The sequence below is a fragment of the Shewanella sp. 10N.286.52.C2 genome (assembly GCF_002874545.1).
In the GTDB taxonomy this organism is placed as follows: Bacteria; Pseudomonadota; Gammaproteobacteria; order Enterobacterales; family Shewanellaceae; genus Shewanella.
In genome coordinates this window covers 65,562-86,256 of the sequence record NZ_MCTV01000015.1, presented here as the reverse complement: position 1 = coordinate 86,256, position 20,695 = coordinate 65,562, and the positions used below count along the sequence as shown (strand labels likewise).

At 43.0% G+C, this 20,695-nt stretch carries 15 protein-coding genes and 1 pseudogene; 10 read left to right on the top strand and 6 right to left on the bottom strand.

All coding sequences use genetic code 11. The features are described 5' to 3' along the window. From BCU94_RS07560 to hemC, 5 genes are all read right to left on the bottom strand, one after another. Window positions 1-5,772, bottom strand: a 5,772-nt coding sequence (locus BCU94_RS07560) for a retention module-containing protein (protein WP_198590863.1), incomplete at its 3' end; no start/stop codon positions are given. Between the two features lie 430 nt (window positions 5,773-6,202). Then, the gene (locus BCU94_RS07555) at window positions 6,203-7,375 is read right to left on the bottom strand and encodes a heme biosynthesis HemY N-terminal domain-containing protein (RefSeq protein ID WP_102440239.1); all 1,173 of its coding nucleotides are present in this window, start codon (window positions 7,373-7,375) and stop codon (window positions 6,203-6,205) included. Then, on the bottom strand, window positions 7,372-8,577 hold the full coding sequence (locus BCU94_RS07550; RefSeq protein ID WP_157937389.1) for a uroporphyrinogen-III C-methyltransferase: 1,206 nt from the start codon (window positions 8,575-8,577) through the stop codon (window positions 7,372-7,374). The genes BCU94_RS07555 and BCU94_RS07550 overlap by 4 nt, the downstream gene beginning before the upstream one ends. A 133-nt stretch (window positions 8,578-8,710) precedes the next feature. Beyond that, entirely contained in the window at window positions 8,711-9,427 is a 717-nt protein-coding gene (locus BCU94_RS07545; protein WP_102440237.1) for a uroporphyrinogen-III synthase, read from the bottom strand. A gap of 5 nt (window positions 9,428-9,432) precedes the next feature. Further along, window positions 9,433-10,362 (bottom strand): hydroxymethylbilane synthase, encoded by a 930-nt coding sequence (hemC, locus tag BCU94_RS07540; protein ID WP_102440236.1) that lies wholly within the window; start codon window positions 10,360-10,362, stop codon window positions 9,433-9,435. Between the two features lie 256 nt (window positions 10,363-10,618). Between hemC and BCU94_RS07535 the strand changes: the two genes are divergently transcribed. Next, a complete protein-coding gene (locus BCU94_RS07535; protein WP_102476049.1) occupies window positions 10,619-13,048 on the top strand; it encodes a class I adenylate cyclase in 2,430 nt (809 codons plus the stop codon). A gap of 67 nt (window positions 13,049-13,115) precedes the next feature. Here BCU94_RS07535 and cyaY read toward each other — a convergent pair whose 3' ends face one another. After that, window positions 13,116-13,445 carry an iron donor protein CyaY gene (gene cyaY / locus BCU94_RS07530; RefSeq protein ID WP_076539407.1) on the bottom strand — a complete coding sequence of 110 codons (330 nt, stop codon included), beginning with the start codon at window positions 13,443-13,445 and terminating at the stop codon, window positions 13,116-13,118. 81 nt (window positions 13,446-13,526) lie between these two features. Here cyaY and BCU94_RS19770 point away from each other — a divergent pair, with 81 nt between their 5' ends. The 9 genes and pseudogenes from BCU94_RS19770 to BCU94_RS19650 form a co-directional block, all read left to right on the top strand. Continuing rightward, window positions 13,527-13,715, top strand: coding sequence for a lipoprotein (locus BCU94_RS19770; protein WP_241901024.1), 189 nt, complete (start codon window positions 13,527-13,529; stop codon window positions 13,713-13,715). A gap of 53 nt (window positions 13,716-13,768) precedes the next feature. Continuing rightward, complete coding sequence (gene lysA / locus BCU94_RS07520) at window positions 13,769-15,013, top strand: diaminopimelate decarboxylase (protein WP_102476048.1); 1,245 nt, start codon at window positions 13,769-13,771, stop codon at window positions 15,011-15,013. A gap of 45 nt (window positions 15,014-15,058) precedes the next feature. Then, window positions 15,059-15,886: a diaminopimelate epimerase gene (dapF, locus tag BCU94_RS07515; RefSeq protein ID WP_102440233.1), complete on the top strand. Its 828-nt coding sequence runs from the start codon at window positions 15,059-15,061 to the stop codon at window positions 15,884-15,886. A 74-nt stretch (window positions 15,887-15,960) separates the two neighbouring features. Continuing rightward, window positions 15,961-16,593: a DUF484 family protein gene (locus BCU94_RS07510; RefSeq protein ID WP_102440240.1), complete on the top strand. Its 633-nt coding sequence runs from the start codon at window positions 15,961-15,963 to the stop codon at window positions 16,591-16,593. A 69-nt stretch (window positions 16,594-16,662) separates the two neighbouring features. After that, window positions 16,663-17,583 (top strand): tyrosine recombinase XerC, encoded by a 921-nt coding sequence (gene xerC, locus BCU94_RS07505; RefSeq protein ID WP_102476047.1) that lies wholly within the window; start codon window positions 16,663-16,665, stop codon window positions 17,581-17,583. Then, window positions 17,583-18,293, top strand: a complete 711-nt coding sequence (locus tag BCU94_RS07500; protein WP_102476046.1) for an HAD-IA family hydrolase — start codon at window positions 17,583-17,585, stop codon at window positions 18,291-18,293. Before xerC ends, BCU94_RS07500 begins: the two co-directional genes overlap by 1 nt. A 303-nt stretch (window positions 18,294-18,596) precedes the next feature. Beyond that, window positions 18,597-18,980, top strand: coding sequence for a hypothetical protein (locus BCU94_RS07495; RefSeq protein ID WP_241904974.1), 384 nt, complete (start codon window positions 18,597-18,599; stop codon window positions 18,978-18,980). A 144-nt stretch (window positions 18,981-19,124) separates the two neighbouring features. Beyond that, a complete protein-coding gene (locus BCU94_RS07490) occupies window positions 19,125-20,453 on the top strand; it encodes a TolC family protein (protein WP_102476044.1) in 1,329 nt (442 codons plus the stop codon). A 2-nt stretch (window positions 20,454-20,455) separates the two neighbouring features. Continuing rightward, a pseudogene (locus tag BCU94_RS19650) lies at window positions 20,456-20,695 on the top strand (hypothetical protein); the annotation flags it as partial.

Genomic DNA, 20,695 nt, shown 5'->3' with positions numbered 1-20,695 from the left:
GTCTTGTACTTGGAATACGGCTTCGCTGGCATTACCTGTGCCATCGACATCAGACACGGTTAGCGTGCCAGAGACTGTTTCAAACGTGTTGTTATCCGCATCGGTTGCACCATCTTCAGTGACCGTACCTGCGTCAGAATCGCCATTACCTACATCAACGGTGATATCCGCTGGGTCATTAGCGCCAGTGATTGTGATGGTGAGTGTTTGCGTTAGAGATTGAGTGCCGTCTGTTGCAGTATAAGTAAATACGGCATTGGCAGTCACACCATCTGGTAACGCTTCTGAAGATGCGCCATTAGCGATAAACGTGTAACTACCATCAGAGTTGATAGTTAATGTGCCATATTCATTGGCGATCACCCCAGGTTGTCCAGCAGTAACCGCAGTGTTTGTGCCTGACACACCAGAATGGACCCCAGTGACACTTAGTGCGTCGCCATCTAAGTCACTATCGTTGCTCAATACGCCATTAGCTGCATCTGCTGTTACAGTGGTATTTTCATCAACACTATCAACATCAGCCACTAAGTCAGGGGCATCATTTTGAGCGCCTACATTAATGGTTAATGTAGCGGTGTCAGTGTCAGTGCCGTCAGTGACGGTATACACGTAGCTGTCTACGCCATTAAGGTCAGCCGGTGGCATATAGGTGTAACTGCCATCAGCAGCGATGATGATAGTGCCGCCTTGTACTGTGGTGAAGGTGCCAGCAATCACAGAAAGGTTATCACCATCGACATCGGTATCATTGGCATCTAAGTCAACAGTTGAGGTGAATAGGGTATCTTCTTGTGCATTAATAACATCATCAACGGCGATAGGAGAATCATTTATTGGAGTGACTTCAAGTGTCAGTGTGGCAGTATCACCTGTATTGGTCTTGTATGTAATTACAGGAACTTGGCCATTCCAATTATCAGCAGGCGTGAAGGTATAAGTACCGCCTTCATTGATGACAATTGTGCCACTTTCAAGTGAAACTTTAGTACCTGCAAGATAGGTTTCACCATTGATTTCAAAACTTGTGACCGTGAGATCGTTATCAATATCGCTATCGTTATCAAGCACATTACCTGTTGCGACAGTATCTTCTGCCACTGTATTGCTGTCATTTTCAAGTGCAGCCATATCATCAACAGGAGTGACTTCAAGTGTCAGTGTTGCAGTGTCACCGGTATTGGTGGTGTAAGTGATGACAGGGACTTGGCCGTTCCAGTTTTCAGCTGGGGTAAAGGTATAAGTACCGTTTTCATTGATGACAATCGTGCCACTATCAAGTGACACTTCAGTACCTGCAGGATAGGTCTCACCATTGATTTCAAAACTCGTGACCGTGAGGTCGTTATCAATATCGCTATCGTTATCAAGCACATTACCTGTTGCGACAGTATCTTCTGCCACTGTATTGCTGTCATTTTCAAGTGCAGCCATATCATCAACAGGAGTGACTTCAAGTGTCAGTGTTGCTGTGTCACCGGTATTGGTGGTGTAAGTGATGACAGGGACTTGGCCGTTCCAGTTTTCAGCAGGGGTGAAGGTATAAGTACCGTCTTCATTGATGCCAATCGTGCCACTATCAAGTGACACTTCAGTACCTGCAGGATAGGTTTCACCATTGATTTCAAAACTCGTGACCGTGAGATCGTTATCAATATCGCTATCGTTATCAAGTACATTACCAGTTGCGACAGTGTCTTCTGCCACTGTATTGCTGTCATTTTCAAGTGCAGCCATATCATCAACAGGAGTGACTTCAAGTGTCAGTGTTGCAGTGTCACCGGTATTGGTGGTGTAAGTGATGACAGGAACTTGGCCGTTCCAGTTTTCTGCAGGGGTGAAGGTATAAGTACCGTCTTCACTGATGACAATCGTGCCACTATCAAGTGACACTTCAGTACCTCCAGGATAGCTCTCACCATTGATTTCAAAACTCGTGACCGTGAGATCGTTATCAATATCGCTGTCGTTATCAAGTACATTACCTGTTGCGACCGTGTCTTCTGCTACTGTATTGCTGTCATTTTCAAGTGCAGCCATATCATCAACAGGAGTGACTTCAAGGGTTAATGTCGCTGTATCGCCCGTATTGGTGGTGTAAGTAATAACCGGAACTTGGCCATTCCAATTATCTTCTGGGGTGAAGGTGTAAGCACCATCTTCATTAATGATTAGGGTGCCACCATCGACAGTAACTTCTGTACCAGCAGTATAAGTGATACCATCAACGTCAAAACTCACCACGGTTAAGCCGTTATCGATATCGCCGTCGTTATCGAGAACATTACCTTCAGCGACGGTATCTTCAGCAACAGTATTGCTGTCATTTTCAAGTACCGCAGCATCATCAACAGGGGTGACTTCGAGGGTTAATGTTGCCGTATCACCAGTATTGGTGGTGTAAGTAATAACTGGAACTTGGCCATCCCAATTATCTTCTGGGGTGAAGGTGTAAGCACCATCTTCATTAATGATTAGGGTGCCACCATCGACAGTAACTTCTGTACCAGCAGTATAAGTGACACCATCAACGTCAAAACTCACCACGGTTAAGCCGTTATCGATATCGCCGTCGTTATCGAGAACATTACCTTCAGCGACGGTATCTTCAGCAACAGTATTGCTGTCATTTTCAAGTACCGCAGTATCATCAACAGGCGTCACTTCAAGGGTTAATGTCGCTGTATCGCCCGTATTGGTGGTGTAAGTGATCACCGGTACGTTACCGTTCCAGTTTTCATTTGGAGTAAAGGTATAGGTGCCGTTTTCATTTAGGACTAAGCTGCCGCCTTCGACAGACACGGTATCGCCTGCATCATGAATGGTGGCATCGCCTGCCACAGTGAAGGTGGCCACGGTTAAGGTGTTATCCACATCAGCATCATTATCCAGTACGTTACCGGTGGCGGGTGTGTCTTCGGCGACCGTGTTGGTGTCGTTCACTAATACCGATGCATCATCAACCGGGGTGACTTCAATGGTTAAGGTCGCTGTTGATCCCGTGTTGGTGGTGTAGGTGATCACCGGTACGTTACCGTTCCAGTTTTCATTTGGGGTAAATGAGTAATTGCCTTGAGCATCTATCACTAACACGCCATCATCTAATGTTACTAACGTACCAGTTGAGTATGTTTCGCCATTAACTTCAAAGCTAACTACAGTGAGAACGTCATCGGTATCGGTATCATTATCTAGAACATTACCTGCAGCGATAGTGTCTTCTGCAACAATAATGCTGTCATTTTCTGCCACAGTAGGAATATCGTAGTCTTCTGTAGAAGTTGCTGTGCCCTTAGCACCATCAGCGCCGTATCCATATACAATGCCATCAATTACAGTGTCGGGATCGTTTAATAAGTCAGTTGCATCGACATCTACTGAGAATGTACCATCAGATTGCATAATCGCTTGGTATTCTTGACCATTAATGGTCAACATAATGATACCGGTAGTGATAGAAGCATCAGCGGTCACGGTACCTGTAATTGTAATCGTGCCAGTCGCTTCATCTGGCGTCAGTATGTTATCGCCAGTGACGGGATCAATATCTAAAGTAATGTTTGTATTATCAGGAAGATCATTATCATAAATACGTAACGTAGCCTGAGTATCACCTAGTACAGCATTGGTTGGATTAGATAAGTTTATTAGCGCAAATTCAGGGCTACCTTCTACGATTAAATCATCTGTAATAGGGACGCTAATATAAGCTGTAGTTTCACCAGGGAGGAAAGTCACAGTGCCACTTACATTAGTGAAATCTTCACCGAATAAAGCGGTTAGCTCTTCTGAGCTATAATCAAGGGTAATGGTTTCTGTGCTTGGTTCACTTAACGTCAGCGTGAATAATGCAAACTCCATTCCTTCTACAACAACGGCGTAGTCAATATCGACAACAGGTAAGTCTGAACCGTTACCGTCGTTATCAAAAATGGCAAATTCTAGTTCTTCATCATAAACATTTTCACCAGTAACAATGGCATTGAAATATTCAGTTGGTTCAATAATGGCATCATCAAAAATAGGCACGCGAATTAGGATGCTATTGTTACCTGCTTCAAGGTTGAAGCTAAATATAGGTCTAGCAAGATCACCACTTGAATCAATCCCTCCTACAGTCATGGTCTGCCACGTTAGGCCACCATCATTCGAGTATTCAAGAGGAACTAAATAATCATCAGCATATTCGGCAATTGGGTAACCGAGTTGCTCACTGAGTAATTCACTGGTGAAAGTGATGAACAGTTCTTGATCGGTTTCAAATGTGAGTTCACTATTTAAAGTGAATTGATTAAAACCAACATCTTCAAAAACATCTGGAATATTAGCAGATAGATGTGATTTATATTGATCTTGGGTCGCTGAAGTGACGTCTCTGAAGACGGTCCAATCTTCTACACGGTAATCAATACTTAGGCCTTCAAGATCGTATTGGGTAATACCTTCATTTAAGATAATGACAAAATTGCCATCACCTAAATCTTGTAAAGTCCCAATGTCCTCAAAAGCTGCGCTGAGTCTAACATTGCTAACCAATAAGTTTTGGTCGATAACCTGTTGGCCTACAGCACCTTCTAGTAAATCGTTGGCTGAGAAAGTAATTTGACCATCTAATTCATTATAGTTGTAGGTAATTAACCCACCGGGTACGTCAAGGATATCTACGGTACGTTCGTCATGTTCATCAGGGGTTCTATCGCCTGCAATGTCATCAATGGTATCTGCAACATGCTCCATCGCAATGGTTTCAAATACATTTTGGCCATCTTCTTGTCTTTCGGTATCACGTGTAAAAATAATGCCTAACTCAGCAAGTACTTGAGAGATCATCTCTTTACCTGCTGTTGCTATATTTAATGGTTGGCCCGTGGTGGGATCAATATAATTGGCTAATGCTTCGTGAACGGATAATAAGATATTGATATTAGTGCTGTAGCTGTCATCAATATTAACCAGACTATTGGTATTTAAAATACCGTCATCAATACCGTCGGATAAATCGTTATCCAAGGCTTGAAGGAAAATAGCCATGTTCTCAACATAATCCATGTTGGTATCAGACAGCAAAGTGCCAGCAATATCCTGTAGGAATAAAATATCCCCTTGAATAACATCGGCGCTAAAAGTAGCAATAGTGACGCCACCGACCATGAAAGTAATAGTGTCGCCAGGAAGGTAAGCAAATGATCCCGGTGAACCCAAATCACCGGTAAAACCTGATAATCCAGAAGAGGTGGTAAAGGATACGCCATTGACAAAATTATCGGTAAACTGAGCTACATTAAAGTTGTTATTTAGCGCATCAACGCCATCATCACCTAATGAAAGACTCGCGGTTAAAATATCTGGTGCATCAAAAGAGGTATCAAAGCCTGCTGTAGCAATAGTTTCCGAGCCTTCACGAGCTAATGAAGCGAAATCACTACCACCTTGATTTGTTGCTGTCTCACCTGCTGCGGTTTCAGGTAGTTCAGCGGTTGGATCTTCACCGGATTCAATTAATGCCTGTAGGGCTTCAATCTCAGTGAGCTCATCTGTGGTCATATCTATGATAGTTTCGGCCGATAAGTTTTCAGCTATGTTGTCACCATTGAGAATAGTGCCATCGTCAAAGGTCACCACAAACGCAATGCCATCGGCTACTTGGAGTTCTGCCCCTGCAGGAATAGTATCTCCTGGAAGAATGTTTTTTGTTTCATTGTTCAACGTGAGAGTAATCTCTCCATTAGTTGAATTTAAAACACCATTTTTTGTCGTTACAACAGAACTCATGACCTTAGCTCCAATAACCCGCATTTAACCTGATATTCATAGTGTTAGCATAACTATGCATATCGAGGTGTTTGCTGTTATAAGTTTGAAAGTTAAATTAACCGCAAGTTAACAATCTTAGCAGTAGCCTTACTATAGGTCAATTTTTTGACCATCTAGTTCTTCGTAATAAACTAATGAATTTAAGAGGGAAATAGAAAAGTCCTGTAAATCAGTACAACTAAGTGATTACAGGCAAATGTTAAATTTTTAATACATTAGCATTAGGTGATGTTGGTAGGCTATTCATGAGATATTTGTTGCTAGATTAGCTTGTTTCACGTAGAAAAAAGCGATAAAAAAACCTGCCAAATGGCAGGCTTTAGTGTCTAACTGATTATAGAAAGCGATTAATTCATTATGAAATTATTGCTTAACATTTGCACAAGTTTTACTCGCTAGCATTAGCCGCTTTTCGATAACTTTGTAGTGCAGCGGTATTTTCACCGAGTTGCTCTTGCACTTGTGCTAATGCCAACCAATGCTGTCGTAATGGTGATACGTCACATACTTTTGTCCAGTGCTCTTTTGCGACTTTAGTATCACGTTTTTGCATGGCTAACTTGGCTAAACACACTTGATATCCAGCATCATGCTCATGGGTTTGCTGGTAACGTTGCAGTAGTTTTCTTATTTCATCATCGTCAGCATCTAGTATGTGGGGCAAGGCCGATAAAATGCTGTTACTGGGTTCGACTTTCAAACTCTTAGAAAGCAGCTTTAAGGCATCTTTTTTACGTTCATACTGGCATAAGCCGCGAGCATAAATGGCGATGAGAGTCGGTTGACTGCGCTCTGTTTTACTAAGCCAGTGCCAACACTTCTCAAGATCTTGTTCGTTAGATTCAGTTGCAGCAGTCAATAGGGCAATATTAGTTTGTTGCTCTATATTATTAAATATCTCATCAGTAACGATTTGACGTTTTTTAATAGCAGGTAAAAGTAACTTTAATGCTTGCCAGTCACCCTGTAACTGATATAAATCCAAGGCTAATTTTAGCACTGGGGTTTTACTTTTACTGGTTGGATTGAGTAATTGTAGCTCTATTCTCGCCTCAGCTAATTGACCCTGTTGGATAAGGTAGCGAGTTTTTGAGGTTCTGGCTGCGGTTTGTGCTAGCGGATCTTCTGCCGCTTGAGCTAAATATTGATCACGGGCTTGGCTATTGTGTTGATGATGAGCAGCGCGGGCGGCGGCAAATAAATTCAAAGCCGGCAGTTCGCCTTTTGCTGCGCCTTTAGACATGGCTTTTTCAGCACTAGGCCAGTCTTCTTCTGCCAGTGCTAAGGCCCCTTGTAAGGTATGTTTTTTAGCGGCTTGTTTGCGCCAGCGATCAGGTAAATAGCGGCTATGAATAATGATATTCAGTAGGAAAATAATCAGCCATTCAACTATCTGTAGCGCTGCATAAAATAAAATTAACCCCAGTAAACCAAAGACTAAACTGGTTTCTATTTGATAATCGCCCGCCGCAATATAAATATAGCCTGTGTTGCCGATGATAAATGGGCTGATACAAAAACCGATTAAAATGATAATCACATATGCAAGAGTTTTAATCATGACTGTGGTTCCTCTGCTGGAACCAACTCACCGTAAGTAATGAGCTGCTGAAGTAATCGGGTAGACTCAAATTTTTGCTGGTTTATTTCTTCAATGGTGACCGTCATTAGTGCATCTAAAGCCCGCAGCGCTTCTTGGGTTTTATCTTCGTCTAAATCAAAGTATTGCTGGATCCACGTTCGCGCAAAGCCAACCGATTGGCGATAATTAACTTGATCATGTTGATACAGGGCTAACTGAGCTTGGAGTAATTTATTGCGGATATTTTCAACCAGATACCATTGCTGATCTGGGGCTAGTAGCGGCTCAAGATCTGTAGTGCGCTTACGAATAGTGATAAAACCATCCGTTACTGAATGCCAAGTCTTGGCTAAATTGCTTTGCCAGTCATCTACTGAATCTGAGATGGCATTTTGCGCTGCTAAGTCTTCTGCTGCTTGGGCTTTGGCGCGATTTAACGGCAAAGTATCTAACTGGTTAAGTATGCCATCAATAGCGTAAATGGTGCCTGCCACATCAGTGGTTTTGATGGAATTAGTTCGGGCGAGATCATTGGCAAGTGCGCGGCGTATCGGCAATAAGGTGGGATCTTTCATTGCTTCAATACGTTCGTCTGCAGAGGTTAATAAACTTGCTGCTGTTTTAGGGTCGTTTTCAAGAGCCAGTTTTCTAGCTGCCATACGGACTAAGTATTCAGCTTCAGATGCCATCCAGTTATTTGGATTACGCTGAGCCAGTGTAGCGACCCGTTGTTGTAATTGCTGTTGTGATTTAGCTAACTGCGCTTGTTGCTGATAAGCCTGTGAATTTTGCTGTTGCTGGGCTTCTAATACTGCAATGCGTTTATTGGGTTCTACCAGCGCTTGCGTGACTTGACTACCTATTACGCTGGTTTGTTGGTTTTGAGTTTGCAGCTGCTGTTTTTGCTCTTGCAGTTCCATCCATAGCAGATAGCTTAGGCCTATTCCGCCAATGGCAATGATCAGGCAAATAAGAATACTGAAACGCACCCACCATGAACTTTTACTACGGTGTTTTTTTTCTGGGCTAGCCTCAGAGTTTGTGGCTTGCTTTTGTGTGGTTGATGAGGGATTTTCTGACTCAGGTTCGCTCACTTTATCTGCTTCGATAACAGGAGTTGATTCAATCACATCATTGTCTGAATGAGCTTGTTGATTAGGATCTTGTTTGTTGTGTTCCATGAGCTGTCCTTGAGTACCTAGTTTGATCATCCACAGTGCGACCAAATCATTAATGCGAGCAAAAACACGATAAGGCAAAGTTACAGTTTGGCAGGATTAAACATTATCGCAAATACAAATGACTCGCTAATGATTAAACAGATAATGCAGCTAAAACAGCTTGAGTATTCGCGCCACTTGCATTGGTGACGTGAGTTAACCCGACTATTTTTGCTCTTTGCTCCACTCGATTACTGGGGACTATGATATGACATGATTGCAACCATGCAAATAACTCTTTTGGAACAAGTTTAATTAGATTCTCTAGCACATCGCCACTGGTGACGATTATGGTATCAATGCCGAATTGCTGCCACTGACTGCAAACCAAGGCTGAATCTAGCTTTGGCAGACTGCGTTGGTAGACTTCCCAGTAGCAAACATTGGCCTGTCTGAGAGTCAGTTGCTCAGCGATAGTTTCGCGGCCGCCAATACCTCTTACGATAACAATGTGTTGATTTTTAATATCGCTTAATGATGTCAGTGATAATAAGCCTTCACTGTCCTGGCTGTCTTCAGGGGCAATTTCAGGAGTGATGTTATATTGCGACAGGGCATCAGCGGTGGCTTGGCCAACGGCGTAATAGCGACAATCTGGAAATTTATCATTAAGGCTAATGGCTGCAAACTTTACCGCATTAGTGCTAATAAAAATTAAGCTGTCAGCTTGGGTGAGGGTGTTGGGGTTAATCCGGTTGTGAGTAGGTACCACAGCTAATAAAGGAGTGACCATGAAGTCGACTCCTTTCGCTTTAAGCTTATCTGCCATTGCTTGATTGCGCCCCTCAGGGCGCGACAGTAAGACTTTCATCTCGATTACTGGTTGTAAACAGCGTCTAGAATGGTTTTAGCACCGCGGCTAAGTAAATCTTCAGCCAGTTGCTCACCTAATGCAACCGCATCAGTTTTTAAACCAGTCACATTACCTTCAATGATTTGGCTGCCATCAGGGTTACCCACTAGGCCACGAAGATGTAAGCTATCGCCATCAATTTCAGCATAAGCACCGATTGGTACCTGACAGCCACCTTCTAAGCGCATATTCATCGCTCTTTCGGCAAAAACACGGTAACGAGTTTCTAAATGCTCAAGTGGCGCAAGCAATGCTTTAACGCGTTCGTCATTCATGCGGCACTCAATGCCGACAGCGCCTTGGCCATTTGCAGGTAGTGAGTCTTCAGCTGAAATAAAGCTGGCAATACGCTCATCAAGTTTTAGGCGGATAAGACCTGCAGCAGCAAGGATAATCGCATCGTAATCGCCGCTATCTAATTTAGCTAAGCGAGTACCGACATTGCCACGTAAGTCTTTAATGACGAGATCTGGGCGAGCCGCACGGATTTGACATTGACGACGAAGACTTGAAGTACCCACAACAGCGCCTTGTGGTAATTCTTCAATGGTTTTGTAAGTGTTTGATACGAATGCATCACGTGGATCTTCACGCTCACAAATCACTTGTAAACCTAGACCTTCAGGGAAGTCTACCGGTACATCTTTCATTGAATGCACCGCGATATCAGCGCGATTTTCAAGCATGGCAACTTCAAGTTCTTTAACAAAAAGACCTTTACCGCCAACTTTAGCCAGAGGCGTATCTAAAATAACGTCTCCTTTTGTGCTCATTGGTAATAGCTCTACGGTTAAATCTGAATGAATACGTTCAAGTTCTGCTTTTACGAATTCTGCTTGCCACATTGCAAGTGGGCTTTTACGTGTAGCGATACGAATAACATTTTGAGACATGCCAAAGAGTTCCATCAATAGACTTAATTGCAATAATGCTAACATTGCCAGAAAGCAGATGTAACAAATCGATAGCGATTGTTTGAACTATGCACGTAGTTTTTTGTGATGCAGATCTCATTTGCTGGTGTATTTAAATAAAAGTGCTAACATGATCACGTTTCTACTAATTTATTTAACGCTAATCAACATGGTTTTTAACTGCGCTGCAGTATGTTGATAATTAGTAACTTAGTGCTAGTAACAGGATGATACTTTGAATCAAAAGGTTTATCGCTCCATCGAGATAGCTAATCAACTCAATCTTGTTCGATATGAACGGGTTAAATCCTTATTGTCGCCAATTCAGCAACAGCTTTTCGATATCATTCCTTATTTGATCCATCATCATAATGTGCAACTGCCCGGCAGTAACTCCGCTTTAACGCCTTTTGGGATCAGCCAATTTGACATGACACCTGCTATGGAACAGGCGCGTCACAGTCTGCATTTACCCAGTTTAGATCTGCAAGCAGCCCAGCCCAGTGCGTTCGAAGGAGTGTATTCCATGGGCAGCACCGCAAGTTTTGGCCAAAACCCTAAAAGTGATGTTGATGTGTGGTTGGTTTACAAATCAAGCTTAAGTCATGCTGATTTAGCATTAGTTACTGAAAAAACAGACCAATTGACTCAGTGGTTTGCAAGTTTTGATTTTGAAGTGAATTTTTATCTGGTACACCCATTACAGTTTAGAGAATGCAGCGCATTTGATAATTGTTACAGCTCCCTTGGCGAAGAGCACAGTGGCAGCACCCAGCATTGGTTATTATTAGAAGAATTTTATCGCTCCCATATTCGTTTGTCTGGTAAAGCGGCGGGGTGGTGGCCGGGTGCTGACGCTGATAACGAAGTGTTGTTTTTAGGCGATGTGCAATCCATGCCGGCAACTGAATATTTTGGCGCCTCATTATGGCAACTCTATAAGGGGCTCAATAAACCCCATAAAGCCTTGCTTAAGGTATTGCTGCTGGAAACCTATGCCGCAGAGTACCCGCAAGCAAATTTTATTACCCAGCAGATTTGGCAACAGTGCCTGCAAGGGGATTTTGCTGAATCCAATGATGCCTATTTAATTTTATATCAGCGTATTGAAGCATATCTACTCGGGCGACGGGACACGCGCCGCCTCGAAATTGTCCGCCGCTGTTTTTATCTTAAGTGCGGTGTTAACTTAACAAATCGCTGCGTGGCCAGAGATTGGCGCAGAGATAAAATGCAGCAATTGGTTGAGGACTGGGGTTGGCCCCATAGTTTGTTAGAAACACTGGATAACAGCCAGCACTGGCATTCAGGGCAACTTAAATGGTTTAACAAGCAGCTTAATGAATTGCTACTAATCAGTTATCGCACCTTATTGGACTTTGCCTCAAAACAAGCATTAAGCGATCGCTTTAGAGTGGAAGAATTAGGGATCCTTGCCCGTAAACTTCATACTTATTTCAGTGACGATGAGCATCAATTATTACCTTTAAACAAGCTGTGGAGCGGCTCAATAATCGAGCCAAATTTAACCATTATCCATAGCCTTAAAGAGTCACGATTTTATTTATATCGCCAGCCGCATAATTCTGGGCAGCTATTGGGTGAGTCAGCCATTATTAAAGCCGACACACCCACAGCATTGATTGCGTGGGCGGTGATGAATGATATTTCTACTGCGGACACTCAGTGGCAAGAGTATGGCCGCAGTAAACACCGTAAAGCCCGCTTGACTCAATTGGCATTAAGCCTTAATCCGTTGATGACGGCGACAAGCAAAGTCTCCAAAGCTGAATTGTGTCAGCCATTTTTTTATAAAAAAATTATTGTTGTGGCCAATCTTGATAAAGACCCAACCATCAAGTGGCAAGGGCAAGAGATCATGATTGATTACATGAACTCCAATGTTTTTTCCTTAGGCAAAAAACAGCAAAATATGTTGTCTACCATTGATATCATTTGTCTCAATAGTTGGGGCGAGTGGCAGTGTCATCGTTTTAAAGGTCCATTGGGATTATTAGAGGCGCTGTCTTTTGTTGCTATAGGCTTAAAATGTAAACCTGAGCAAGTAGAAATTAATATTGTCGCCTGTGCCCAGCGGCTGAAAAAACAATTACATGATGCGCTGCAGGGGATTTTTTCTCAATGCGTCAAATACTGTTATGAGGCGCGCACTTTCTCAGGGTTAATGCATCCGTTACAGCTTGGCGGCCATCGTTATGGTTTATATTTTAATCCCATGGGTTTGGTGTATAACCTCTTGGGTGATGACGCGGTTAAAGCTGGGCCGATAAAAGTGCAGCGTTTTAAAAAGCCGCAGCTGAATGCGCCAGCTGCCATCATCAAAGCTGATCCCTACGGCGGTATCCCCAATGTGATTAAGTTGTATATTTCCAAAGGGGCAAAGCAATACTTTTTACGCCAGCGACCTGATGTTTTAGATGTGTTTATTATTGATGAAGCAAACGAGCTTAAACATCAATTATATGAAAATATGTCGATGCAGGAGTTGGTGGAAAAAGAAAGCCACAGCTTTGCGTTTGAGCAGGGGGTATCATCACAGCATTATTTTAATATGCCGCAATTTTTTAAATTAGAAAGAATAAACGGTGAGTTAAACGTGGTGCCATTTGGGGTGATGATAAATGAATTGAGTTCAGACTTCTAAACCCAATTCAGTTTTGCTGACATTATCACTTTAGATATCGACAATTTGAGCTAGTACACCTGAGGGATTAAATCGCCAGCGAAATACCGCTTTGCTTTTTAATCGACTCAATCACAAACGGCATGAATATATTGTCATTACGCTCATCAAACCACTTTCCATCAACTAACGCAAAGTGATAACCACCAAAGCGAGTCGCAATCCAGAGCTCATGTAACGGCTCTTGTTTATTGATGACGATTTGCGAACCATCTTCAAACTCAAGCTGTAAAACATTACCACTGGCATTGATGTCTACATCGGCATCTTGCTCGTCAATAGCAGCTTCAATGGCATTTTCTATCTTGCTGAACATCTCATCTGCCAATTGATGAAACTCTGTATCTGTCATAGCCATGCATTTCAATCCTTGTGCTTTCTAGGTTATGAATGCGATTATAAGGCTATAACTCCCCAGATGCATAGAATGTTGAGAAAAATGAGACTGTTTTTATTCGTAATGCTTGCTAGCCTATCCATTATAGGCTGCGGACAAAAAGGCCCTTTATATAAAACTCCTGACGCAGAAACCAATCAGGAACAGCGAAAACCGCCAGAGTCTACCCTTGAGGAAAACCAAGTTAAACCTCAGACTCAGTCTCAACAATTGCCTCAAAAGCTAGGTTAAAGCCGCCTTTATCGCATAAAAGTATTACAGAATAATAAACAAGGAATCGCATAGTGGATCATTTTATTTATCAACAAGACAGCTTATTTGCTGAAGGCTGCTCAGTAGAGCAATTGGCTCGTGAGCATGGTACGCCGCTATATATTTATTCGCGCGCAACCTTAGAGCGCCATTGGCATGCCTTTGATAATGCCGTGGCAACGCACCCTCATTTAATTTGTTATGCCGTTAAAGCTAACTCTAACCTTGCGGTGCTGAACGTATTAGCACGTTTAGGCAGTGGCTTTGATATTGTTTCTGGCGGTGAATTAGCCCGGGTTATTACCGCTGGCGGCGACCCTAAAAAAGTGGTTTTTTCTGGGGTTGGTAAAACAACGGCGGAAATGGAACAAGCACTGAATATTGGTATTTATTGCTTTAATGTTGAATCAAGCGCTGAGCTTGAGCAACTTAATGAGGTAGCTGGCCGTTTAGGTAAAGTGGCCCCAATATCATTGCGAGTTAACCCAGATGTGGATGCCGGCACTCACCCGTATATTTCTACCGGGCTTAAAGAAAACAAATTTGGTATCGCCATGGATGAAGCTGAGCAAGTGTTCGCTCGCGCCCATAGTTTGCCTAATCTAGATGTTAAAGGGGTTGATTGTCATATTGGCTCACAGTTAACTGAAATGCGCCCGTTTTTAGATGCCATGGACCGAATGCTAGCGCTAATTGACCGCTTAGCAGTGCAGGGCATTGAAATTAAGCATTTCGATGTCGGTGGTGGCTTAGGGGTGACTTATGATGGTGAAACTCCGCCGCATCCTGATGTGTACGCCGCCGCCTTACTTGAGCGCTTGGGCGATCGACCACTAAAATTGATATTTGAACCCGGGCGCGCCATTGCAGCTAACGCCGGCATTTTTGTCACTCAAGTGTTGTCATTAAAAGAAAACAGCGATAAGCGCTTTGCTATTGTGGATGGCGCCATGAACGATCTCATTCGTCCGTCGTTGTATTCAGCTTGGCAAAACATTATCCCTGTTAACCAAACTGCGGCGCAAACCTTTGCTTATGATGTGGTCGGCCCAGTCTGTGAAACCGGTGACTTTTTAGGTAAAGACCGTCAGTTAAATGTGGCAGCAGGTGACTTTTTAGCTGTACGTTCAAGTGGGGCATATGGCTTTGTGATGGCATCTAACTATAACTCTCGTCCACGTGTGGCAGAGGTCATGGTCGATAAAGATCAAAATCAAGTGATCCGTGAGCGTGAAAAGATTGAACAATTGTGGCAAGGTGAACATATACTGCCGTAATAGTTTATCAATACGTTCATAATAGTTCGATAAAGGAAGACACTTTTGATCCAATTCACCAAGATGCATGGTCTAGGTAATGATTTTATGGTGGTTGATGGCGTAACACAGAATGTGTTTTTTTCGCCAGATCAAATTCGCCGATTAGCCGATCGTAACTTCGGGATCGGTTTTGATCAGCTGCTATTAGTCGAGCCGCCTTACGACCCAGATTTAGATTTTCATTACCGCATATTTAATGCAGATGGTAGTGAAGTTGAGCAGTGTGGCAATGGCGCCCGCTGCTTTGCGCGTTTTGTGCGTAACAAAGGGTTAGTCAATAAATACAAAATCCGCGTTAGCACCAGCTCAGGTAAAATGACCCTGCGCTTAGAGCGTGATGGCAGCGTTACCGTGAATATGGGCGTGCCTATCACAGAGCCCAGTAAAATCCCATTTCGGGCCAAACGCAGCGAAAAAACCTATTTATTAACAAGCCCCAAGCAAACGTTTCTTTGTGGTGCCATTTCTATGGGCAACCCCCATTGTGTATTAGATGTGGATGATGTTGCCACTGCAGAGGTGGAAGAAATTGGCGCTATGCTGACCCGTCATGAGCGTTTCCCTAAAGGGGTTAACGTTGGCTTTATGCAAGTGGTTAATCGTGGCCATATTAAGCTTAGAGTCTATGAGCGCGGCGCAGGTGAAACATTGGCTTGTGGTACCGGCGCTTGTGCTGCAGTGGCCATTGGGATTTTGCAAAATAAGTTAGATAACCAAGTTAAAGTTGACTTACCCGGTGGTAGTTTAAACATTAACTGGGAAGGTGAGGGCAAGCCGTTATGGATGACTGGACCTGCTGAACATGTATTTGATGGACAAATCCAGTTATGACCGATGTAATTAATACCAAAAAAATGCTCGCCCAAAATGCCAAAGCAGCAGCTGATTTGGGCGCTGACTTAAGCATGCCGACATTATCGATGGAGGATTTAGCCATCGATGAGCACCTGATCCGCGAGTATTTGCTGCAAAATCCAGAGTTCTTTAATCGTTACCCTGAATTATTGCTGGCGATGCGTTTATCTCATCACGAACGCGGCGCAGTGTCATTGGTCGAGCGCAGGCAAGAAATGCTGCGCACCCGAGTTACCCAGCTTGAAGAAGAAATTACCTCATTAATGAAGATAGCCACCGAGAACGAGAAAATTTTTCGCTTTAATCGGCAGTTATCCTTAGACATTCTAAAGTGTGAAGATTTAGGCCAATTAAGACAGTTGGTGTCACAAAGCCTTAAGCAAGAGTTCGGCTTTACCCATGTAAGGCTGATAACCGTGCATGATATTGACAGCGAATTGGCTAAGATTTGGCGTCAGCGTATTCAGCAAGGTTATTATTTTGGCCGCTTAACCCAATCAGAGTCTAAGCGTTTATTTGGTGGCGAAGTCGGCTCAGTAGCATTGACCAAGCTGTCAGATGAAAATGGTCAGGTGATTTTTGGGGTTGCATCAGCTGATGCGGCGCATTTTCATCCGGATATGGATAATTTGTTTTTTGAACAAATACGCGATTTACTCGACCATATGCTGCCGAAATTTTAAATGTCACAACTTTTTTAAGCTTTAACATTACTGTTTTAGCTTTATCATGATCTGCTTGGAGGTAGTGTTATGAGTCAGCTAAGTTGGTTAGCCTCATTTGAACGCTACCTTATTTCAGAGCGACAATTATCCCCCTATAGTGTGCGCAACTATTTGTATGAAATTAATCGTGCCAGCAAAATAATATTTACTCACAATGAGTTAACCGAGAATGATGATTCATGGTTAGCGGTAAGCCGTGAGCAATTACAAGCCGTTCTCGCCAAACTTCACCGTCAAGGCTTAAGCCCGCGTTCTTTATCACTGTGTTTATCTTCCCTTAAGCAATTTTTTGAATTTTTAGTGCGTGAGCAAGTGATTGATGCCAATCCAGCTAAAAACCTCAATGCCCCCAAGCAAGCTAAGCCTTTACCAAAAAATATGGACCTAGATGCGGTTACGCATTTATTGGATATTGATGCTAGCGACCCCTTAAGTAAACGAGATAAAGCCATTATGGAGCTGTTTTATTCCAGCGGCTTACGTTTAGCAGAGCTTGCGAGTTTAAATATTCACGATATTGATTTTCAGCAACAGGAAGTCAAAGTCATGGGTAAAGGCAGTAAACAGCGGATTGTGCCTGTGGGTAAAATCGCCCTTAGCGCATTACAAACTTGGCTTGATTCGCGGGCTGAAATGCCATCAGCTGACGCGGGTGATGCGCTATTTATCAGCCAACAGGGAAAACGTTTATCACACCGTAGTATTCAACTGCGGATGAATAAATGGGGTCAGCAGCAAGCATTATCTGCAAAAGTTCACCCGCATAAATTGCGCCATTCCTTTGCAACGCATATGCTTGAATCAAGTGCTGATTTAAGAGCGGTGCAAGAATTGCTGGGTCATGCCAATCTGTCAACGACCCAAATCTACACCAGCCTTGATTTTCAGCACTTAGCGAAAGTGTATGATGGCGCTCACCCTAGAGCGAAAAAAGCCAAGGGGAAATAATGAAACAATACCTAAGACTGAAACCGTTTAAAGCCATTAGTTTTGATTTGGATGACACCTTGTACGACAACGTGTCGCACATTATTAAAGCGGAAGCTGAAATATCGCATTTTATGCAAGATAACTTTAAAGCGCCGTTAAATTGGGGGATCTCCCAGTGGCGCTTGTTGAAATCTCAGGTGATTGCAGAGCACCAAGAGTTGGCCCATGACACCACCGCCGCCCGTTATGAAGTGTTACGCCAAGGCTTACTGCAATGGGGTTATAGTGAAGCACAAGCTAGCCAAGGTGCCCAACAAGGGATGCAATGTTTTAGCTTTCATCGTAGCGATTTTAAGGTAACGGAGGAGGTATTGAGTTGCCTTGCCAACTTAGGAAAGCACTTTCCGTTAGTGGGTATTACTAATGGTAATGTGGATGCAACGCGCATTGGTCTTGATGACGTATTGCAATTTGTGCTGCATCCTGGACACGGGGTTAGGATGAAGCCCTACAGTGACTTATTTGATCTCAGTTGCCGCCATTTAGCCATCAAGCCCAGTGAGTTACTGCATATTGGCGATCATACAATCAGTGATGTGTTAGGTGCCAGAAAAGCGGGTTGTCAAAGTGTGTGGTTAAATCATCAAGCGAGTGACAACAGGCAAGCTAAATATATTTTACCTCATATTGAAGTCGAGCAATTACAAGACATTCTAGGGTTAATCTAATAACGCTACTTGAACAAACTCCAGCGACTATACGGCCTTTTGATGGCAAAATAATAAATTCAAATTGTGCTGTAGTCGTGCTTTTATCTATTTTTAATTCTAAGAATCAGTTCTGCTAAGAAACCATATAGTGTTTTTTAGGTGTTTAGCTTAAACTGGCGCGATACAGTCGTAATCAGTACGACAAATTTTTATTTACGTTTACATCATACAGGGCAAGACTAAGCGCTAATGTCAGCTTTATATCGAAATTTCAGGGGCAAAAATAAATCGTTTCCAGCAATGCTGGCGCGATTGTTGATCATGATTTTTGCGATGCAGTCTGTTGTTGCGATGGCTGATAATTGTAGCTTTGAGCATCAAGATTGTGATGAAAATAGTGAGTATTTAGCGGTTCAAGTAAATGAAATGCCGCCTATCGATGCAAGCGACATCAGTCTGAACCTCAGACATGAAGATAGACAAAGTAGTGCTGCACTATGTGATGATGGTTTTGTTGTCTCAATCCATGTTGATGATGACTGCGATGAATGTTCAGATAATTGTTGTTCATGTTGCATGACCTTGATGCACCCTGACACTATAATGCAGAACAACCTTGTGCATTCAAATTATGTGGCCTTTACGTTTACCTCTACTGCGGTAGAGTCCCCTTACTTTAGTTTTTTACGCCCTCCCCAAGCCTAACTCTTTAATCAAAATAATTATGAAATGGACAAATTACTTTATTGAATTTGTCTAAGCCTGCTGCGCTTACCTATGACTGGACTTAACAGACTTAGATTATCAGTTGGTAGTTATCTTTTTGTATTAAATCGAGGCTAATCTCAGATGTTTTACAATACATGTTTCTCGAAACAGCGTACTGCGCTATTTCAAAAATGTTGCAGCTGTTTTCTAGGGCTGTCAGCACTGTTATCAGTTAACGCTTATGCTGCAGAGGCTGCAACGGCGCCAGTGACGTTACAGACGGTAATAGAACGAGTTCAACAGCAACATCCTTCTTTAAAAGTATTTCAGTTTAGACAGCTAGCGCTTGATGGTGAAGCACAAACTCAGGCGCTATCGCCTGGTTTTGAAGTGGGTGTAGAGTTTGAAAATGTGGCAGGTACTGGCGACTACCAAGGCGTGGATAGTGCAGAAACGACAGTGTCGTTATCGTCTGTAATAGAGTTCGGTGACAAGTTAGATGCACGCTCTGGGATTGTGAATAAAAAGCGTGCGCTACTTGATGCTGAGCAAAAAATTGCCGGTTTAGGCATTCTTGCTGAAACCACTCGTCGCTATATCGATGTATTGGCTGCTCAATCCAAATTACAACTGGCGGGTGATGCAGTAACACTGGCTGAAGAAACCTTAACTGTTGTTGAGCAACGCGCTAAAGCGGGTGTTACTCCAGATGCTGAAGTTAAAAGAGCGCAAGCAGCGGTATTTAATACCAGACTCACCGCTGAAACTCAGTTGCATCAGCTTGATTACGCTAAGTTAGTGCTCAGTATGATGTGGGGAGAATCTCAAGTTAACTATGAAACCCTCGAAGGCAGTTTATTTGAGTTTACCGATGATGTGGCATTAGCCCCGTTATTTGAAAAAGTGAAATACAGTCCGGCCATTGAAGCATATTTAACACAGAGCCAATTGAAAGAAGCTGAATTACGTTTTGCTCAGTCGCAATCAAGTGCGAATGTGAGTTGGTCAGTTGGCGTCAAACAAATGCAGCAAACCAATGACACCGCGTTATCGGCAGGCTTTAGTGTGCCTTTATTTAGCGGTGAGCGAAACTCAGGTGCTGTGATTGCGGCGCAGGCGGCAAAAGACGAAGTGCTGATTAATAGAGAGATAGCATTACGAGAATTGTATGCACAATTGTATCGAGCTTACGCCAGCAGAAAACAAGCCATTGTGACGGTCAATCGTTTACAAAGCAGCATTATTCCCACGTTAACTTTAGCCTTAGAAGATACGCAAAAGGCTTATGAACAGGGACTTTATAACTATCTTGATTATCTAACCGCAAGAGAGGAGTTATTGTTCTCACGCCGGGCACTGATTGATGCAGCGGCTTCTGCTTTGCGATTTGGTGTTGATATTGAGCAACTGATCGCAGAACCATTACCTGCATCTCAGCATTCCTTCTTTCGTGATTTTCAAGGATTTTAACCATGAACTACAGTATTTCTAATCACTTCTTTGTGCGTCGTATTGCCATGTTGATGACATTATTGTTTTCAATATCGGTTCAAGCGTCGGCTGAGCATCAGCATGAAGAAAAACACTCAGAGCCCAATCATAGTCGTCACGAGATGCAGCATGCTACCCATGGTAATAAGGATGCTGAACACGGCCATGAAGATGAACATGGTCATGAGGATGAACATGGTCATGAAGATGAACATGGTAAT

Excerpts from the sequence above, each read along its gene's own strand:
- BCU94_RS07555 (WP_102440239.1), bottom strand. The coding sequence starts at position 7,375 with ATGATTAAAACTCTTGCATATGTGATTATCATTTTAATCGGTTTTTGT.
- cyaY (WP_076539407.1), bottom strand. The coding sequence starts at position 13,445 with ATGGCTATGACAGATACAGAGTTTCATCAATTGGCAGATGAGATGTTC.
- BCU94_RS07550 (WP_157937389.1), bottom strand. The coding sequence starts at position 8,577 with ATGGAACACAACAAACAAGATCCTAATCAACAAGCTCATTCAGACAAT.
- BCU94_RS07545 (WP_102440237.1), bottom strand. The coding sequence starts at position 9,427 with ATGAAAGTCTTACTGTCGCGCCCTGAGGGGCGCAATCAAGCAATGGCA.
- xerC (WP_102476047.1), top strand. The coding sequence starts at position 16,663 with ATGAGTCAGCTAAGTTGGTTAGCCTCATTTGAACGCTACCTTATTTCA.
- BCU94_RS07500 (WP_102476046.1), top strand. The coding sequence starts at position 17,583 with ATGAAACAATACCTAAGACTGAAACCGTTTAAAGCCATTAGTTTTGAT.
- hemC (WP_102440236.1), bottom strand. The coding sequence starts at position 10,362 with ATGTCTCAAAATGTTATTCGTATCGCTACACGTAAAAGCCCACTTGCA.
- BCU94_RS07490 (WP_102476044.1), top strand. The coding sequence starts at position 19,125 with ATGTTTTACAATACATGTTTCTCGAAACAGCGTACTGCGCTATTTCAA.
- BCU94_RS07510 (WP_102440240.1), top strand. The coding sequence starts at position 15,961 with ATGCCGACATTATCGATGGAGGATTTAGCCATCGATGAGCACCTGATC.
- BCU94_RS19770 (WP_241901024.1), top strand. The coding sequence starts at position 13,527 with ATGAGACTGTTTTTATTCGTAATGCTTGCTAGCCTATCCATTATAGGC.
- BCU94_RS07495 (WP_241904974.1), top strand. The coding sequence starts at position 18,597 with ATGATTTTTGCGATGCAGTCTGTTGTTGCGATGGCTGATAATTGTAGC.